A 15,814-nucleotide genomic window follows, 5' to 3' on the forward strand; every position below is an offset into this window, starting at 1 on the left:
GGGATGTCCTTATACCCGATCCCGGTTTCCGTGGTGGTGATGACCCGCAATGAAGCGGCGAATATCGCCGAGTGCCTGCGCTGTCTGGGGGATTTTGCCCAATTGCTGGTGGTCGACAGCCACAGCAGTGACGATACTGCCAGCATCGCGGTGGAAATGGGGGCAGACATTGTGCCCTTCCGCTGGAACGGCCGCTATCCGAAGAAAAAGCAATGGTCGCTGGAATGGCCGGGGCTGGCCTATGATTGGGTGCTGTTTGTTGACGCCGATGAGCGGTTGCCCCAAGCGCTGGTGGCGGAAATTGCCGCCCTGATGGCGCAACCCCGCCAGGAGGCCGCGTTTTTTATCGACAGCCGGCCGGTCTGGCTGGGTCAGGTGCTGCGCCATGGCAGCCCTTACCGCAAAATGGCCTTGCTGCATCGCCACCGTGCCCGCTTTCCGGTCTGTGATGATTTGCAGATCGCCGCAATGTGGGAGGTGGAGGGGCATTATCAGCCCGAATTGCAGGGGCCGGTGGGCCAGTTGGCGACGGCGATGATCCATGCCGATGAAAAGCCGCCCTTTGCCTGGTTCGACCGTCACAACCGCTATTCCGACTGGGAAGCGGCATTGGAAGTGGCGGGGGCGGGCCAGAACTGCCGGCTGGCCGGCGAGAAGGGCTGGCGCCGTCTGGCCAAATGGCTGGTCGCCCGGTTGCCGGGCCGCCCGCTCTGGGCGTTCCTGCACTCTTACGTGCTGTATCTGGGATTTCTGGATGGGGCGCCGGGCCTGCACCATGCAGCGGCCCGGGCCTTTTACTACTGGTCAATCAGCCTGAAGCGGGATTGGCTGCGGGCGCGGCGCACAGCGCCGCCACCCGCGCGCCTGCCGATGGCTCAGGCGTCCTTGCTGGATTCGTTGGTGTCGCCGGCCAGTGCCTTGACCAGTTCGAAGGTGCGGCGGCGCACCATCTCTTCCGGAATGCGATAATAGGCACGCACCAGTTCCAGCGTTTCGCGCCGGGCCATGGATTCGAATTCCTGCGTCTCGCTGGGTTCTTCAACCGTGGTTTCGACATCATGCACCGGCAGATCGTCGAAGAAGAAGGTCACCGGCACGCCCAGCACCTGGCTGAGATTGAACAGGCGGCTGGCGCTGATGCGGTTGGCGCCACGCTCATATTTCTGCAGCTGCTGGAAAGTAATGCCGACAGATTCGCCAAGAGTTTCCTGGCTGAGACCAAGGAGGGTGCGGCGAAGGCGCAAACGCTGACCCACATGGATATCAATCGGGTTCGGCCCCTCCCCACGCTTGGAGAGAGAGTAGGGCTGAGCCAGCCCGTTCCTGGTCGCCAGCTTTTTCTCAAGCATCACGCACTCCATTCAAAAACCTATCCTTAGGTATATAGAAGTGCGCGCCAGCGTCAAATACGACAGGTTGCATAGTGCATCTAGATTAGTGTGCACAAGTTTGACTAAAATTGTTTACTTTCAAGGGAATTTTCCTATGCGGATACCTCCTAAGTCCATGTAAATGGCGGATTAACGGTCTTTTGGCGGAGGAGATGTATCGAATCAATGGCGACGAAATCGCATCAAGGCGTATGTCTTTGGTATGTATTTTCGCAGGATGGCTGCGACACTTTGTAGCAGTTTGAGGGCAAGGGAGAGGCTGGGCGACAGCTTTAAATAGTACATTCTGATATGATGCTGTTCATCTCTTCCCCTGGCAGCCTGCCGGCGTGACAGGCCGCCAGGGGCGAAGCAGGCAATCAGCAGGGGAATCCGGCAGATGGCCGTGGTGCGGGCAAGGGCCTGCACGGTCACCGCATAATCCCCCGCGATGCGATAGCCACAATGGAAACGCAAACCGGCCAACAGCTGCCGACGATAGAGGATGGCGCAATGGTGCGCTGGCATTCCGTAGAAGGCCCAGCGCCAGTGACGGGCCGGTTTACGCCGGATGAGGCCATCGCCCGGATCCTCCGCCGCATCGCCATAGATCAGGTCCGCCGCATCCCTGGCCTGGGTCAGTGCCAGCAGGGTTGACAGCATGGTCGGATCGGCCAGCCGGTCACCGGCATTGAGGAACAGAACGAACTCACCCCTGGCCTGTGCCAGCGCGCGATCCATGCCGCCAAACGGCCCGCCATCGGCCCGGCTGTCCAGCCAGTCAGGTTGGGGGCCAGGGCCGTTCAGGGCGGCCAGCGTGTCGTCGGTGGAGCCACCATCGGCCACCAGCCATTCCACCCCGGTGGGCATGGTCCCCAGGCTGGCGCGTGTGGCCGCCAGCCCGGCGCGATCCTGGCGCACCACGGTGATGATGCTGAGCGCGGGGGTACCCATCTCAATCGCTGATATTGGCGATGGCGGCCGCACTGAAGGCAATCTGGCTCAGGATGGTGGTGATGCTCTGCGCCAGGGGCAGGATCTCCAGCGGTTCGGCGTCGCGCGGCACCACCAGCATGGCCCCCGGCGTCACGGCCACCCGGCCATGCCGGCCGCGCGGCTGGCTCAGCGGTTCCGCGCTGCCATCGGGATGGATCAGGAAAATCCGGTCATCATCGGCAAAGCGGGTCAGGCCGCCCGCTTCCCGCAGGTAATCCTCCGCCTGTTTTTGGGGGTCGAACAGCAGGCTGGCCGGGGCCAGCACCTCCCCGGCGACGGTCACGGTGGCCGGGCGTTTGGGGATGTAGATGCGGTCGCCCGCCTGCAAGGTGATATCCAGTTCCGGCCGGCTGGCCAGGATTTCCGGATCCAGCTGCACGGTGATGCGGCCCAGGCCATTGGTGCTGCGCAATTCATCTGCCAACTGGCGGGCCAGCGCCACGCGCTGCGGATCGGGCGGGTTCTTGCCACCCAGCATCTGCGCCAGTTCCCGGTCCATTTCCCGCGCCGCCCGGCGCAACCCTTCCTCTTCTGCCAGCCTCGCGCTTTCGCGGGTGAAGATGGCGCCGGCCGGATAGGCATGGGGCGTCAGGCCACCGGCCCGCGCCAGCAGGCTGGACAGTTTCTCACCCGGTGCCAGATCAAAGCCGCCCGGTTCCATCACTTCGCCTGCCACCATCACCGCCCGGGTCTCCGCCGGGCGGCGTTGCAGGGCAACCCGCACCGCTTCGCCGGGGCGGATGGGCCGGTCAGCGCTGACACCTCCGGTCAGCAGGGAGGTCGGCGCCTCTGACCCCGGCATTGGCACCAGTTCCACCCGGTGCGGGTCCGCTTCGTTGCGCAGGCCCCCGGCCGCACGCAGCAGGCTGGCCAGCGGGACAGGACCGGCCACCGGATAGTCACCCGGCATCACCACGCCGCCGCGGACGCCAATGATCCGCTCGGCAAGCAGGCTGCGGATATCGGTGGGCAGGGGGGCGACTGCCGGTGTTCCCTTTGGCGGCACGGGTTTTTGTTCCGTAGCCGGAACAGTCTCAAGCTCTGGGGTGGGGAAGGCCAGCCGCACCTGATCGCGGGCCAGGATGGTGATGCGGTCGCCATCGCGCAGCCGCAGGTCGAACCGCCCCGCCACCACGTCCGCCGGGGCGAAAAGCTGAATTTGTCGGGCGATAGTCACGCTATCGAAACGATCCAATATCGCCACCAGCCCATAGGCATCCCCGCGCAATGGCGCGCCATCGCCCAACAGGCTGGCCAGCGTGGCGGCATTGGCCAGGGGGCGCAACCCCGGCTGGCGTACGGCCCCGGAGAGCGACACCCCATCGCCCCCGATATCCACCACCTCCCCCGGCTGCAGGCGGAGATCATCCGCCATGGCGGCGCCGGCAAGGGGGGCAATCAGGTTCAGTTTTGTGCCAGGCAGGATCGGATAGGGGCCGGGACGCAGGGCGCCCTGGCGCAGAAAGGCCGATTGGCTCAACAGAAAGGGCAACAGGTCCGGCTGATCCTGGAACAGGGGCGGGCAGGGCAGATCAGGCCCCGCCATCTCCCGCGCGGCCAGCGCCAGGGGGCCGGCGGCCAGCGTGCCTGCCGGGTCGGCGGTCAGTGCAGCAGAGAGGCTGCGCAGGCCTGGGCAATCATCCCCCTGCGCTGCGGCACCCGCGGTGAATTGCGACAGCACCGCGCGGGAGCGTAAAAAGGCGATATCGGCCGCCCCCAGCAGCACCAGCTCATCCCCATCCTGGCTGGGAATGTCGCTGCGCCCGGCTAGCATTTCCCCCAGATCGACCGCCCGCATCTCTGCCGCACCGCCGGCCCGGTTGCGCCGCAGCAGCACGGCCAGCGGTTGATAGAGATCGGGCGGCAGGTCATGCCGGTCGATCAGATCAACCAGACGGGCGGCAAAGGGCCGGGCCCCCGGCGTTTCCACATGGCCGGAAAGGGACAGGCTGCCCGCCCGTGTGCCGCCATCGGGCGTGTGCAGCAGCAGATCGCCATCCTGCATCGCCGCCATGTCGGGGGCGGGCAGGGGCTGTGCCTCCTCCACCCCATCCCGGCCATAGCGCAGCAGCACGGTCCGGTCCCCGCCCGGTCTTACCGGGCCGCCGGCCAAGGCCAGGGCCATTTCCCCATCCAGGGGGCCATCGGCGGGCAGTTCATAGATGCCGGGCCGTTTCACCGCCCCGGCCACGGCGATGGTGGGCCCCAGCGGCGGCACCACCAGCCGCGCCCCATCGCCCAGCACCTGGGTTGCTGGTCCATCCCCCTGTTCCAGGAGGGTGTACAGGTCCAGCACCAAGGGGGCTTCCCCCGGTCGCAACAGCCGGATGGCGCGCAGGCTGCCCTGGGGGCCGATACCGCCCGCCGCCAGCAGCGCATCCAGCGGGGTAGCGAAACCGTTCAACTGCTGGCGCCCCGGCCGCGCCACCTCCCCCAGCACCAGCACGCCGATCTGGCGGGTACGGCCGATGGAAAGATAGGCCTGGGTTTGCAGATGCGCGGCGGAAACTGCCTCTTCCACCTCCCGCCGCAGTTCACCCAGGCTGCGGCCAGCGGCCTGCAGGGGGCGGAGATCCTCCACCGTCAGCAGCCCATCCTGGCCGATCACATGACGGCTGCTGCGGCTGACCTGTCCGCGCAGATGCAGAACCAGTTCATCGCCCGGTCCCAGCCGGTAATCATCGGCGATGGCACCCATGGGGGGCAGGGTGGGCGAATCCGCCCCCTGCCGGAACAGATCGCGGCCATAAAGCCGCAAATCCTGCCCGGCCCGGCGGCTGAACAGCAGCTCCACCGCGCTGGGTGCCTCTGCCCCCCCTGCGGAGCTGCCAATCAGCGCGCAAAACGCGAGAGTGAGAATGGTGATCAGTATTTTCAGCGGCAGGCCCACGGCAAAATACAGGCGATGAATAGTATATGGCTCATCATACACAATTCATCGCTTGCCGCCATGCAGCAATGCCGCTTCACCCGCGTGGGGTGCGACCGTCAGAGCCCATGATGGGGGCATAGAGCGCCGGCCGCCGGTCGCGGAAGACACCCCAGCCATTGCGGGTGCGGGCCACCGCATCCAGATCGAAGGTGGCGGTCAGCAGGGCTTCGCCCGTGCGCTCCGCCTCGGCAATCTTCTCTCCTTTCGGTCCCGCAATGAAGCTGGAGCCATAGAAGGTGATGCTGCCCGTCTCAAACGTTTCGGTACCGATCCGGTTGCTGGCCACCAGCGGCACCAGATTGGCACCGGCATGGCCCTGCATGACGCGTTGCCAATGGTCGCGGCTGTCCAGGCTGGCATCCTGCGGTTCAGAGCCGATGGCGGTGGGGTAGAACAGGATTTCCGCCCCCTGCAAAGCCATCACGCGGGCGGCCTCGGGGAACCATTGGTCCCAGCAGATGCCGGTGCCGATGCGGGCATAACGGGTCTGGTAGACCTGGAAGCCGCTGTCGCCCGGCGTGAAATAGAATTTCTCCTGATAGCCCGGCCCGTCAGGGATATGGCTCTTGCGATAGATGCCCAGGATGCTGCCATCGGCATCAATGGTGGCCAGGGAGTTATAATGGGCGTTGTTCGCCTTTTCAAAAAAGCTGAGCGGCAACACCACCGAGAGTTCGCGGGCCAGATCGCACATGCGGGCCAGCAACGGGTTGCCCTCTGCCGGGGCGGCCAGCTCAAAATATTCCGGCTTCTGGTCCTGGCAGAAATAGGGAGTTTCGAACAGTTCCTGGATCAGGATGATCTGCGCGCCCTGAGCATGGGCGGCGCGGATCATCGCCTCGGCCTTGGCGATATTGGCCGCACGGTCCCAGCTGCAGGCGAACTGGGTGGCGGCGACGGTCACTTGGCGCATGGATGGGCTTCCCGGCTGAGGATGGTTGCCCCCACCATAGCCAAGCCGCCCCCCTGCTGCCCAGGGGGCTTTGGCATGTTCGTTTTGTGACAGATAACATCACGCCAGATTGCGCCGGTGGCGCAGCACCAGGGCCAGGAAGAAGGGGGCACCCAGCAGGGCGGTGACGACGCCCAGCTTCAGTTCCGGCCCTGGCCCGCCCAGCCGCACGGCAATGTCGGCCGCCAGCAGCAGGGCCGCCCCGCCCAGGGCCGACAAAGGCAACAGGCGGGAGGGCTGATAGCCCGCCAGCGGGCGCAGCAGATGTGGCACGATCAGGCCGATAAAGCCAATGGCGCCGGCCACGGCGACGGCTGCCCCCACCGCCAACGCGGTGCCGCCAATGGTGAACAGGGCCAGCCGCGCGGTGGAAAAGCCCAGGGAGCGGGCGGTATCTTCCCCCAATGACAAGGCATCCAGCCCGCGCCCGACGGAGAGCAGGGCCAGCGATCCGGCCAGCATGAACGGGGCCGACACATATATATGTGTCATCGATCGATCGGCCAGAGAGCCCAGCATCCAGAACACGATCTCTGACAGGGCAAACGGGTTGGGCGACAGCGACAGCGCCAGGGAGGTCAGGGCGCCGGCCAGGGAGCTGATGGCCACCCCGGCCAGAATCAGCGTCAGCATCCCGGCCTGTTTGCCCGCCAGCAGATAAAGCAGCGTCACCGCGATCAGGGCACCGGCAATCCCCCCCGCCGGCAGCGCCAGCGGAAACAGCAGGCTGGCCCCGCTGTAAAAGGCGATGACGGCGCCCAGCCCGGCACTGGCGGAGACGCCGATCAAGCCCGGTTCGGCCAGCGGATTGCGCAGCAGCCCCTGCAGCGCAGCACCGGAAAGGCCCAGTACCGCGCCGATCATCAAAGCCAGCAGGGCACGTGGCAGGCGGATATCGGCAAAGATAATGGCGGCGGTGCTGTCCCCGCCGCGCCACCAGTCAGCCATGGCCAGCGGCAGAGAGATGGCGCTGGGCCCCACCGAGAGGGACAGGATGAACAGCACCACCACCAACAGCAGCAGGGCAGGGGTCAGCCAGCGCCGCATCATGGCCGAGCCTCCGTTGCCAGAAGATCGCGTGCCGCCGCCAATCGGCGCACGGCCTCCGCCGTGAAGGGGCCGCCGCAGGCCCAGAGCCGGGCGGGAACGGCGGGGCGACGTGTGGCGGGTACGGCATGGGTCAAGGCGGGATGGTTCAGCAGCTGACCATTCAACGAAGGGGCTTGCCCTTCGTCCCCATCCATCAGCAACAGGTCCGGCGGGTCGGCGGCGATGCTTTCCAGGGCCAGATAGCCATAACCGACCAGCCCCTTGGTGGCGGCGTAATTCTGCATCCCCGCCGCCTGCATCGCCGCATCGGACAGGGTACCGCTGCCGGCCGTGAAGGCCCCCGGCGCCAGGGCCAGCACGCGCGGCCGTATCCGTCCGGGGGAAGGCCGCGCCTGATCCAGCGCCTGATCCATGGCGGCGATCACCGCTTCCCCCCGTTCCACCGTGCCCAGGGCGGCGGCGACGCTGCGTATCTGCTGGCGGATGGCGGCGAAATCTGCCGTCAGCCCCACCTCCACCACCGTGATGCCATGCGCGCGCAACAGCGCTACGGTGGGACGGGCGGTATATTGCCCCGCCAGCACCAGATCGGGCCGCAGCGGCAACACCTCTTCCGCCTGGCCCCGCAGCAGCGGCAGACCCGCCGCCTCTGCCGCCAGGGCGGAAAGGTCGGGGTCGGTGGCCAGAAAGGACAGGCCGGCAATCCGCTCCCGCGGGGCCAGCGTCAGCAACAGCTGATCGGTGCAGAGGTTAAGCGAGACGATGCGATGGGGCACCGCGTCCGCTTTTGCCATGAATGGTACGAGAATCGCCATAAACAGGACAAAGAGACCGGCAAAAAAGGGGTGGTGGCCCCGCCCCGGTTCAGGCTTCGCCCCGGCTGTTGGCGGCGGTCGCACGATCAATAACCCTTTCCCGGCATCGCAGGCGCGTTAAACCGCCCCGCCATGCTTATAGGGTGGGGGCCGGGCCGGCTGCAACCGCGCAAGGCGACGGCATGGCGTCATGGGGGTGGCGATGGGACGTGGACATATCGGCCTCACCGGCAGTGCCGGCACCGGCAAGACGACGCTGGGCAAAGGGCTGGCGGCACGGCTGGACCGGGAACTGGTGGCAGAGGCGATGCGGGCCCGGCTGATGGCCGGCTTCGATCTGCATCAATTGACGCGAGAGGGGCACCGGGCCTTGCTGCTGGAGGATGCGACCAGCCTGGCGCGGCGGCTGGCCAACCCGAATGGCCCGCTGCTGACTGACCGCACACCCCTGGATATGGCCGCCTTCTGGCTGGCCAATGGTTACGGTGTGGAAGCCCCGGCCGCGACAGAGGCGTTGCTGGCCCGCGCCATCTGCGCCATGGCGGATTATGAGCGGGTGATTCTGTTGCCCTGGGGAGCACTGCCACTGGCCGATGACGGTATCCGCAGCACCAACCCCTGGATGCAGCTGCATTTTCAGACGATTCTGGAAGGTCTGTGCCGGCGCTATGTGGCGCCGGAACGCTTGGTGCTGCTGCCGGAAACGGTTAGGGCCCCGGCTGACCGGCTGGGCTGGGTGCTGGGCCAGCTTGATCCCAAGTGTCTTGGCACATGAACCGTAGCGTCACCCCGGCCGGTGCGTATCCAGCAACCCGTCCGGTAGTTCCATCGTGTAGGGCCCATCGGTCCAGAGCAGCAGGGAACGCACCCTGCGGCCGGGGTAAAGCTGGCGCATGGCATCCCGATAGGCCGACATCTGCTGCAGATAGACCACCGGCACATCCTCGGCCTGTTTGGGTGGGGGCCGGTTGGTCTTGTAATCGACGATCCAGACCTCCGCATCCGTGACCAGCAGCCGGTCAATCTGGCCGGAGATGGCCCAGTCACCGACCAGCCCCACCACCGGCACCTCGCCCCGGCTGTCCGGCCCGAACAGCGGGGCGAAGCGGGGATCGGTCAGCACGGCAATGGCTTCGTCGGCGATTTCCCGCTGCTCTGCCGCCGTCAATTCATGCGCCGGCCGCGCCAGCCAGGATGCCGCACTGTCCCGCCAATGGGCGGGGTCGGTATCGGGCAGCACCTGCAACAGCTTATGCATCAGTGTACCGCGCTTGTAGCGCTTGCCATCGTCAGCCCCCAAGGGGGAGCGCACGGCCGGTTCCGGCCCTTCCGGTTGGGAGGGCATCAGCGGTTTGGATGGGGTGGGGTCTTTCGGGGCCGGCACGCGGGCCCAGAGGGGCAAACTGTTTGCGGGTCCAGTGCTGGGGGCCAGCGGGGGCGGGGCCTTCACCGGTTCGGTCTGCACATCATGCAAAGCCAGCCCTTCACCGGCCCAGCCGGCCGGTGAAATGGCGGTGAAGTCAAACGGCACGCCCTTGGCCATGCCGCCCAGCGCCTGTTCCACCAGCCGGTACCAGCTTCCGGGCCCGCCGGATTTGGCCGCCTGTTCCCAGCCGCAGACGATCAGCCGGTCTTCCGCCCGCGTCAGCGCCACATAAAGCAGGCGGCGATATTCCTGGTCGCGCCTTCGGTCGGCGGCGGCGCGCACCTCTTTGGCCCCATCATGTTCCATGCCCCGGCGCGGGGCGTAAAGCGGTACATCTGGCCCTTTCGCCTCCGGCTCCGGCCACAGGATGCGCGGGCTCATATCCGGTTCGCCCATCGTGTCGGGCAGGAAGACGATGGGGGCCTGCAAGCCCTTGGAGCCATGCACGGTCATGATCCGCACCAGCCCTTCGCCCTCACCCCCGCCGGTATCCAGCTCGCGCTTCACCTCCGCCTGTGACGCCTCCAACCAATGGATGAAGCCTTGCAGGGAGGCGACGTGATCGCGCTCAAAGGTCAGGCAGGCAGTCAGAAACTCGTCCAGCGGGTCCATCGCCTCCGACCCCAGCCGGGCCAATATGGCGCGGCGGCCGGACCCTTCGCCGGGTTTGGGGTCGGCGGGGCAGGGCCGTGTCAGCAGGCCGGCAAACAGCTCATAGGGTGCGCGATAATCGGTATCGGCCAGCAAGGCGCGCAGATAATCATGGGCGGGCGCCAGGGCCGCATCACTCTTGGCCTTGGTGGTCAGCGCCATCCACAGGCTGCCGGGGCGACCATAGGCCACCTGGAAAAGCTGATCCTCCGAAAGCCCGATCAGGGGGGATTTCAGCAGGGTGGCCAGCGTCAGATCATCTTCCGGCAGAATCAGGAACCGGCCCAGGGCCAGCAGGTCCATCACCGAAAGCTGTTCGGTCAGCACCATCCGGTCAATGCCGGCCACCGGCACGTCGCGATCCTTCAGGGCGCGGACCAGATGCTGCACAAACTGGTTGCGGCGGCGGACCAGCACCATGATATCGCCGGGCCGCACCGGGCGGCCCTTGGGTTCCAGCATCTCCCCCTGGCGCAGCCAGACGGATATCTGGTCGGCCATCACGGCGGCCAGCCGGGCCACCGGCTTGTCGGCCTGTTCGGTGGATGTCGGCGGGGCCCAGGGCGTGGGTTCGGCGGCGTCTGCCGGGCGCACCAGCGGCCAGATTTCCACCTTGCCGGCCATGCCGCGCCGGAAGGGGATGTGGCGCACATCCACCCCATCGCTGGCCACCCCGTCACGGGCCAGCCCGGCGGCAAAGACCTGATCCACCGCGCGCAGCACGGCCGCGACGGAGCGGAAGGAGGTTTGCAGGTCCACCACCTGCCAGTTTTGGGATGCCGCAGCCACCTTTTGCCCGAAATGCTGCCGCATACGGGCGAATTCCGCCGGGTCGGCGCGCTGGAAGCTGAAGATGGATTGCTTGTCGTCACCCACCACGAACAGGGTGCGGATTTTGCCGTCCGCTGCGTTCAGCCCGCTGAAAAACTCCTCGGCGATGCTTTTCACCACGGCCCATTGTTCGGGGTTGGTGTCCTGCGCCTCATCGATCAGCACATGGTCCAGCCCGCCATCCAGCTTGTACAGCACCCAGGCGCAGGCATCCGGCCGCCCGGCCAGCACCCCCTGGCCGGTCAAAAGGTTGGAGGCGGCCAGGATCAGATCGTCGAAATCCAGCAGGGCACGGGCATCCTTCAGCCGCTGATAGGTGCCCAGCATCGCCTCGCCCAGCCGCAGCAGGGCTGCGGTATAGGTGCCCACCAGCAGGCGTTTTTGTTCCTCCAGCACGGCGATCAGGCGGGCGGCTTCCCGCTGCAATATGTCCAGCGCCATCGGGTCGCTGTCGACCAGTTTCTTGGTCATCAGCGTCTTGCGCACCTCCCCATCCGCCGTCAGCAGCAGGGGAAGGTAGCCGCGCCAGTTGCGCAGGCGGCTGGCGGCGTCGCTGTCCAGCCACATCTGCAAACCGATGCCACGCTCGACATCCGTCTTTGTGCCGCCGGCCAGATGGGTGCAGCAGCGGCGCAGGCCGATCATGTCAAAGCCGCCATCCGCGCAGGCCCGTGCCAGCAAGGCCGCTTCGCTGTCGCCTTCGGCCAGCCGCAGATGCTGACGCAGGGCGGTGATAGCACCTTCCAGCCCGCCATTTGCATCCAGAATGCGCCGCAGCCGCCCGCGCTCGGCCGTCAGGTCGGCCAGCAACTGGTTGAAATCATCCTCCGACACGGTGCCGGCCAGCAGGGCCACGGCCTGGGACAGGGGGCTGTCGGGGTCATACCGTCCGGCCAGCAGCACGGATTGCTTGGCCTCCTCCAGCAGCTCATCCGCCGTGCGGTCGTCCATCACCTCAAAATTCGGGGCCAAGCCCGCTTCCAGGGGGAAGCGGCGCAGCAGCGATTGGCAGAAGGCGTGAATGGTCTGGATTTTCATGCCGCCCGGTGCATCCAGAACGCGGGCGAACAGGCGGCGGGCAGCCGTCACCTCTGCCCGCGAAGGCGCATGACCGGTCAGGGCCGTCAGATAGTCCTGGAGTTTGGCATCCTCTGCCACCGCCCAGACTGACAGGCGGTCGGCGATGCGGTTGGCCATTTCCGCCGCCGCCGCCTTGGTGAAGGTCAGGCAGAGGATGCGCGACGGTTCCGTGCCGGCCAGCATCAGCCGCAGCACCCGGTCGGTCAGCACCTTGGTCTTGCCCGTGCCCGCGGAGGCCCCCACCCAGACGGAGCTTTCCGGGTCAGACGCCCGGCGCTGCAGCACATTGGGGTCGGTGGGGCGGTCGATGGTCTGGATATCTGTCGGCATGATGGCGGCAGAGTAGCGGGGTGGAGCCCCCGCACGCAACGGGTGACGCTTGCCACCGGTTCGGGTTATTGTCACCCTTGGTTGTGGGAAACCCATGATCATCCACAAAAGACCGGGGGCGTCGGTGGATCGGGAAAAATGGTTGGATGCGGCACCGGCGCGCACGGCCCGGCGGGTGGCGCTGGTGTTCCTGCTGCCTTCCATCGCCTGGATCGTCTTTTCCGACCGGGTGGCGGAGGCTTTGTTCAGCGATGCCGATGCACTGTCCCTGTTCCAGACGGCCAAGGGGCTGCTCTATGTCGGCAGCATCACCATCATTCTCTATCTGGTGGTGCGGGGTCTTATGACTGCCTTTGCCGAACGCACCCGCGCGGCCCTGGCTGCGCGGGAGGCGGGGGCGGAGGCATTGCGGCAGGCGCAGATGGAAACCCAGGCGCTGGAACGGGCCAAGACTCAGTTCCTGTCCAGCGTCAGCCATGAGCTGCGCACGCCCTTGAACGCCGTCATCGGCTTTTCGGAGATGCTGGGCCAGCCGGATATCGCCCGCTCGGTGGAGCGCGTGCGCGACTATGCCGGGGAGATTGCCAGCGCTGGCCATAATCTGCTGGAACTGGTGGAAGCCATCGTCGCCTGTGCCGAGGCCGAGGTGGGCCGCCCCCTGCGGCTGGAACGGCTGGACCTGCGGGCGGAGGTGCTGCGGGCCGCCGGCAATGCGCGGGTGCGGGCGCAGCAATGCCGCACCGATGTGGCGGTGGTGGTGCCCGATGATCTGTTGATCCGGGCCGACGCCATCGCCCTGCAGCAAATCCTGTTCGCCCTGCTGGATAATGCCATCGCCCATACCCCACCGCAGACACGGGTACAGATCGCGGCTGAACTGCTGGTCGATGGCGGGGTGCGGCTGGTGATTGCCGATGACGGGCCGGGAATGCCGGATGCCCTGCGCGACGCCATCGGCAAGCCGTTTCTGCGGGCCGGCGACCCGATGACGGCGGGGGTCGGCGGCCTGGGGTTGGGGCTCTATCTGGCGGCCCTGCTGGTCCGCCGCCATGGGGGTGACCTGTCGGTCGATACGCAGGGTGGCGGCACCCGGATCATGCTGCGTTTTCCGGGTGGGGCCATTACGCCAACGTCTCGTTGAACCCGTCCAGCAGCTTGGCGATCTGGCCACTGTCTAGCTTGACCATCACCTGTTCCGCCAAGGCGGTGGCGCGGTTCAGGTCCAGCGCGCGCACCCGGCGCTTCACCAGGGGCAGGTTGGCCGGCGCCATGGAGAGTTCGCGCACACCCAGCCCCAGCAGCAGGGCGGTGAAGCGCGGATCGCCGGCCATTTCCCCGCAGATGGAAACCGGGATGCGGGCATGGTTGGCCGCCTGCACGGTGAATTGCACCAGCCGCAGCACCGCCGGGTGCAGCGGGTCGTAAAGATGGGCCACCTGCTCATCACCCCGGTCGATGGCAAGCGTATACTGGATCAGGTCATTGGTGCCGATGGCGAAGAAATCGCAGACATTGGCCAGGGCGTCGGCCGCCAGGGCCGCCGCCGGTATCTCGATCATGGCGCCCAGCTTGGGCATTTCCGCCGGGATCGGCACGCCGCGCCGTTGCAGGCGGCGGGCGACGATATTCATCATGTCGCGCACATGCCGCACCTCGCCGGGGGAACAGATCATCGGCACCAGCACGCGCAACGGCCCATGGGCGGCGGCGCGCAACATGGCGGCCAGCTGGGTTTCCAGCAGTTTGGGTTCCTTCAGCCCCAGCCGGATGGCGCGCAGGCCCAGGGCGGGGTTGGCCGGGCTGGCGAAATGTTGGCGCAATGGCCCGGCCAGCTTTTCGCCCCCCACATCGAGGGTGCGGGCGGTGACCGGGCGCCCTTCCATCTTCTCCACCAGGGTGCGCAGCACCTCGTACTGCTCCTCCTCTCCCGGCAGATCGTCGCGGTTCATGTACAGGAACTCGGTGCGCAGCAGGCCGATGCCGGCGGCACCGGCATCGCGGGCATTGTCCTGCTCACGCGGCAGTTCCAGATTGGCCTGCAGGCCGATGGTGGTGCCATCCAGGGTGATGGCGGGCAGGCCACCCAGGCCGCGCAACTGCTCCCGCTCCGCCCGCCAGGCGGCCTGACGCTGGCGATATTCGGCCAGCATTTCCGGGGAGGGGTTCAGCAGCACCCGGCCCTGCTGCCCGTCCAGGATCACCATGTCGCCCGGCTGCACACCCTGCAGCAGCCCCGCTGCGCCCAGCACGGCCGGCAGGCCCAGCGACCTGGCCATGATGGCGGTGTGCCCCTCCGCCCCGCCCAGCACGGTGGCAAAACCGGCGATGCGTGCCGGGTCCAGCAGGGCCGTATCGGCGGGCGTCAGTTCCTCTGCCAGAATCACCGAATCGTTGGGCAGGCGGGAAAAGGCGAGATAGGGCGTGTCCTGCAGGTTGCGGATCAGCCGCCGGCCCGCCTCCCGGATATCATCCACGCGGGCGGCCAGATAGGCATCATCCATGGCGGCGAAGCTCTGCGCCAGGGCCGCAATCTCCTGCTGCACGGCCGATTCGGCATTGGCCAGATCGTCGCGGATGCGCCGTTCCACCCCACGGATCAGGCGGGAACCGGACAGCATGGCCTGATGCGCTTCCAGCAGGGTGGCGACGTCGGCCGCCGCCTCCTCCGGCAGGGTGCGGGCCTTCAGCTTCAGCTTGGCCAACTGGCGCCGGGCCTTTTCCACCGCCTGGTGGAAGCGCTTCAGCTCGTCCGGCACGGCCTCGGCGGCGATCTCATATTCCGGCACCTGGGGGGTGCCGGCTTCCACCACATGGGCGGGGCCGATGGCGATGCCGGGTGACACGCCCAGCCCGCGCAGGATGCGCTGGCGGCCGGGAAGTCCGGATGAAATGTCGGTCGCCGTCCCGCCGGTGCGGGAAGGGTCGTTGCGCGGGGTCATGGGCTGTTTCCTGCGGGCCTATCGCCCGCTTATAGTCCAACGCCGGCCTTACGCCCAGGCGGCGGACCATAACCTTCCGTTTTGGGGGATATTTCCCGGTTCTGCGACCGGGTTGGGGGCCTGATTCTGCTGGCGCGGTGCCGGCCGGCTTAATCCTCGCCGAACTTGTCCGCCACCAGCTGGACCAGGGCATCCATCACTTCCTGCGCCTGCCGCCCGGCGGCCAGAATCTCAATCTGGGTGTCGATACTGGCGGCCAGCATCATCAGCCCCATGATGGAGACGCCGGAGACCTCCGTATCGCCGCGCACCACCTCCACCTGTGCGTCATACTCTCCGGCCAGCCGTACGAATTTGGCGGCGGCCCGGGCGTGCAGGCCACGGCGATTGCGGATGGTGACGGTCTGTTTCAGCGCATCGGGGGGCAGCAGGCTCAAGCTTT

12 protein-coding genes are annotated in these 15,814 nt (G+C 66.8%); 3 read left to right on the forward strand and 9 right to left on the reverse strand.

Annotation, left to right across the window (positions count from 1 at the left end; translation table 11 throughout):
• The first annotated feature begins 3 nt into the window (after nt 1-3).
• Entirely contained in the window at nt 4-969 is a 966-nt protein-coding gene (locus tag PCJ49_RS18265) for a glycosyltransferase family 2 protein (RefSeq protein ID WP_269912202.1), read from the forward strand.
• Here the strand turns inward: PCJ49_RS18265 and PCJ49_RS18270 are convergent.
• The 6 genes from PCJ49_RS18270 to PCJ49_RS18295 form a co-directional block, all read right to left on the reverse strand.
• A complete protein-coding gene (locus PCJ49_RS18270) occupies nt 876-1,349 on the reverse strand; it encodes a helix-turn-helix transcriptional regulator (RefSeq protein ID WP_269912203.1) in 474 nt (157 codons plus the stop codon). The two genes, PCJ49_RS18265 and PCJ49_RS18270, sit on opposite strands and share 94 nt — an antisense overlap.
• Nucleotides 1,350-1,553: 204 nt before the next feature.
• Entirely contained in the window at nt 1,554-2,324 is a 771-nt protein-coding gene (locus PCJ49_RS18275; protein WP_269912204.1) for a glycosyltransferase, read from the reverse strand.
• 1 nt (nt 2,325) lies between these two features.
• Nucleotides 2,326-5,298 carry an SLBB domain-containing protein gene (locus PCJ49_RS18280; protein WP_269912205.1) on the reverse strand — a complete coding sequence of 991 codons (2,973 nt, stop codon included), beginning with the start codon at nt 5,296-5,298 and terminating at the stop codon, nt 2,326-2,328.
• A 34-nt stretch (nt 5,299-5,332) separates the two neighbouring features.
• Entirely contained in the window at nt 5,333-6,211 is an 879-nt protein-coding gene (aguB, locus tag PCJ49_RS18285; protein ID WP_269912206.1) for an N-carbamoylputrescine amidase, read from the reverse strand.
• 99 nt (nt 6,212-6,310) lie between these two features.
• Nucleotides 6,311-7,300, reverse strand: coding sequence for an iron ABC transporter permease (locus tag PCJ49_RS18290; RefSeq protein WP_269912207.1), 990 nt, complete (start codon nt 7,298-7,300; stop codon nt 6,311-6,313).
• Nucleotides 7,297-8,094, reverse strand: coding sequence for an ABC transporter substrate-binding protein (locus tag PCJ49_RS18295; RefSeq protein ID WP_269912208.1), 798 nt, complete (start codon nt 8,092-8,094; stop codon nt 7,297-7,299). The genes PCJ49_RS18290 and PCJ49_RS18295 overlap by 4 nt, the downstream gene beginning before the upstream one ends.
• Nucleotides 8,095-8,317: 223 nt before the next feature.
• Between PCJ49_RS18295 and PCJ49_RS18300 the strand changes: the two genes are divergently transcribed.
• Nucleotides 8,318-8,890: an AAA family ATPase gene (locus tag PCJ49_RS18300; RefSeq protein ID WP_269912209.1), complete on the forward strand. Its 573-nt coding sequence runs from the start codon at nt 8,318-8,320 to the stop codon at nt 8,888-8,890.
• A gap of 9 nt (nt 8,891-8,899) precedes the next feature.
• Here PCJ49_RS18300 and addA read toward each other — a convergent pair whose 3' ends face one another.
• Complete coding sequence (gene addA / locus PCJ49_RS18305) at nt 8,900-12,433, reverse strand: double-strand break repair helicase AddA (RefSeq protein WP_269912210.1); 3,534 nt, start codon at nt 12,431-12,433, stop codon at nt 8,900-8,902.
• A gap of 94 nt (nt 12,434-12,527) precedes the next feature.
• Between addA and PCJ49_RS18310 the strand changes: the two genes are divergently transcribed.
• Nucleotides 12,528-13,574: a HAMP domain-containing sensor histidine kinase gene (locus PCJ49_RS18310; RefSeq protein ID WP_269912211.1), complete on the forward strand. Its 1,047-nt coding sequence runs from the start codon at nt 12,528-12,530 to the stop codon at nt 13,572-13,574.
• Here the strand turns inward: PCJ49_RS18310 and ptsP are convergent.
• Together ptsP and PCJ49_RS18320 are read right to left on the reverse strand one after the other, a co-directional pair.
• Nucleotides 13,555-15,372: a phosphoenolpyruvate--protein phosphotransferase gene (ptsP, locus tag PCJ49_RS18315; protein WP_269912212.1), complete on the reverse strand. Its 1,818-nt coding sequence runs from the start codon at nt 15,370-15,372 to the stop codon at nt 13,555-13,557. The genes PCJ49_RS18310 and ptsP overlap by 20 nt on opposite strands.
• Before the next feature lie 149 nt (nt 15,373-15,521).
• The gene (locus PCJ49_RS18320; protein WP_269912249.1) at nt 15,522-15,803 is read right to left on the reverse strand and encodes an HPr family phosphocarrier protein; all 282 of its coding nucleotides are present in this window, start codon (nt 15,801-15,803) and stop codon (nt 15,522-15,524) included.
• Between the last annotated feature and the right edge of the window lie 11 nt (nt 15,804-15,814).

Source organism: Niveispirillum sp. BGYR6, assembly GCF_027568365.1.
Lineage (GTDB): Bacteria > Pseudomonadota > Alphaproteobacteria > Azospirillales > Azospirillaceae > Niveispirillum.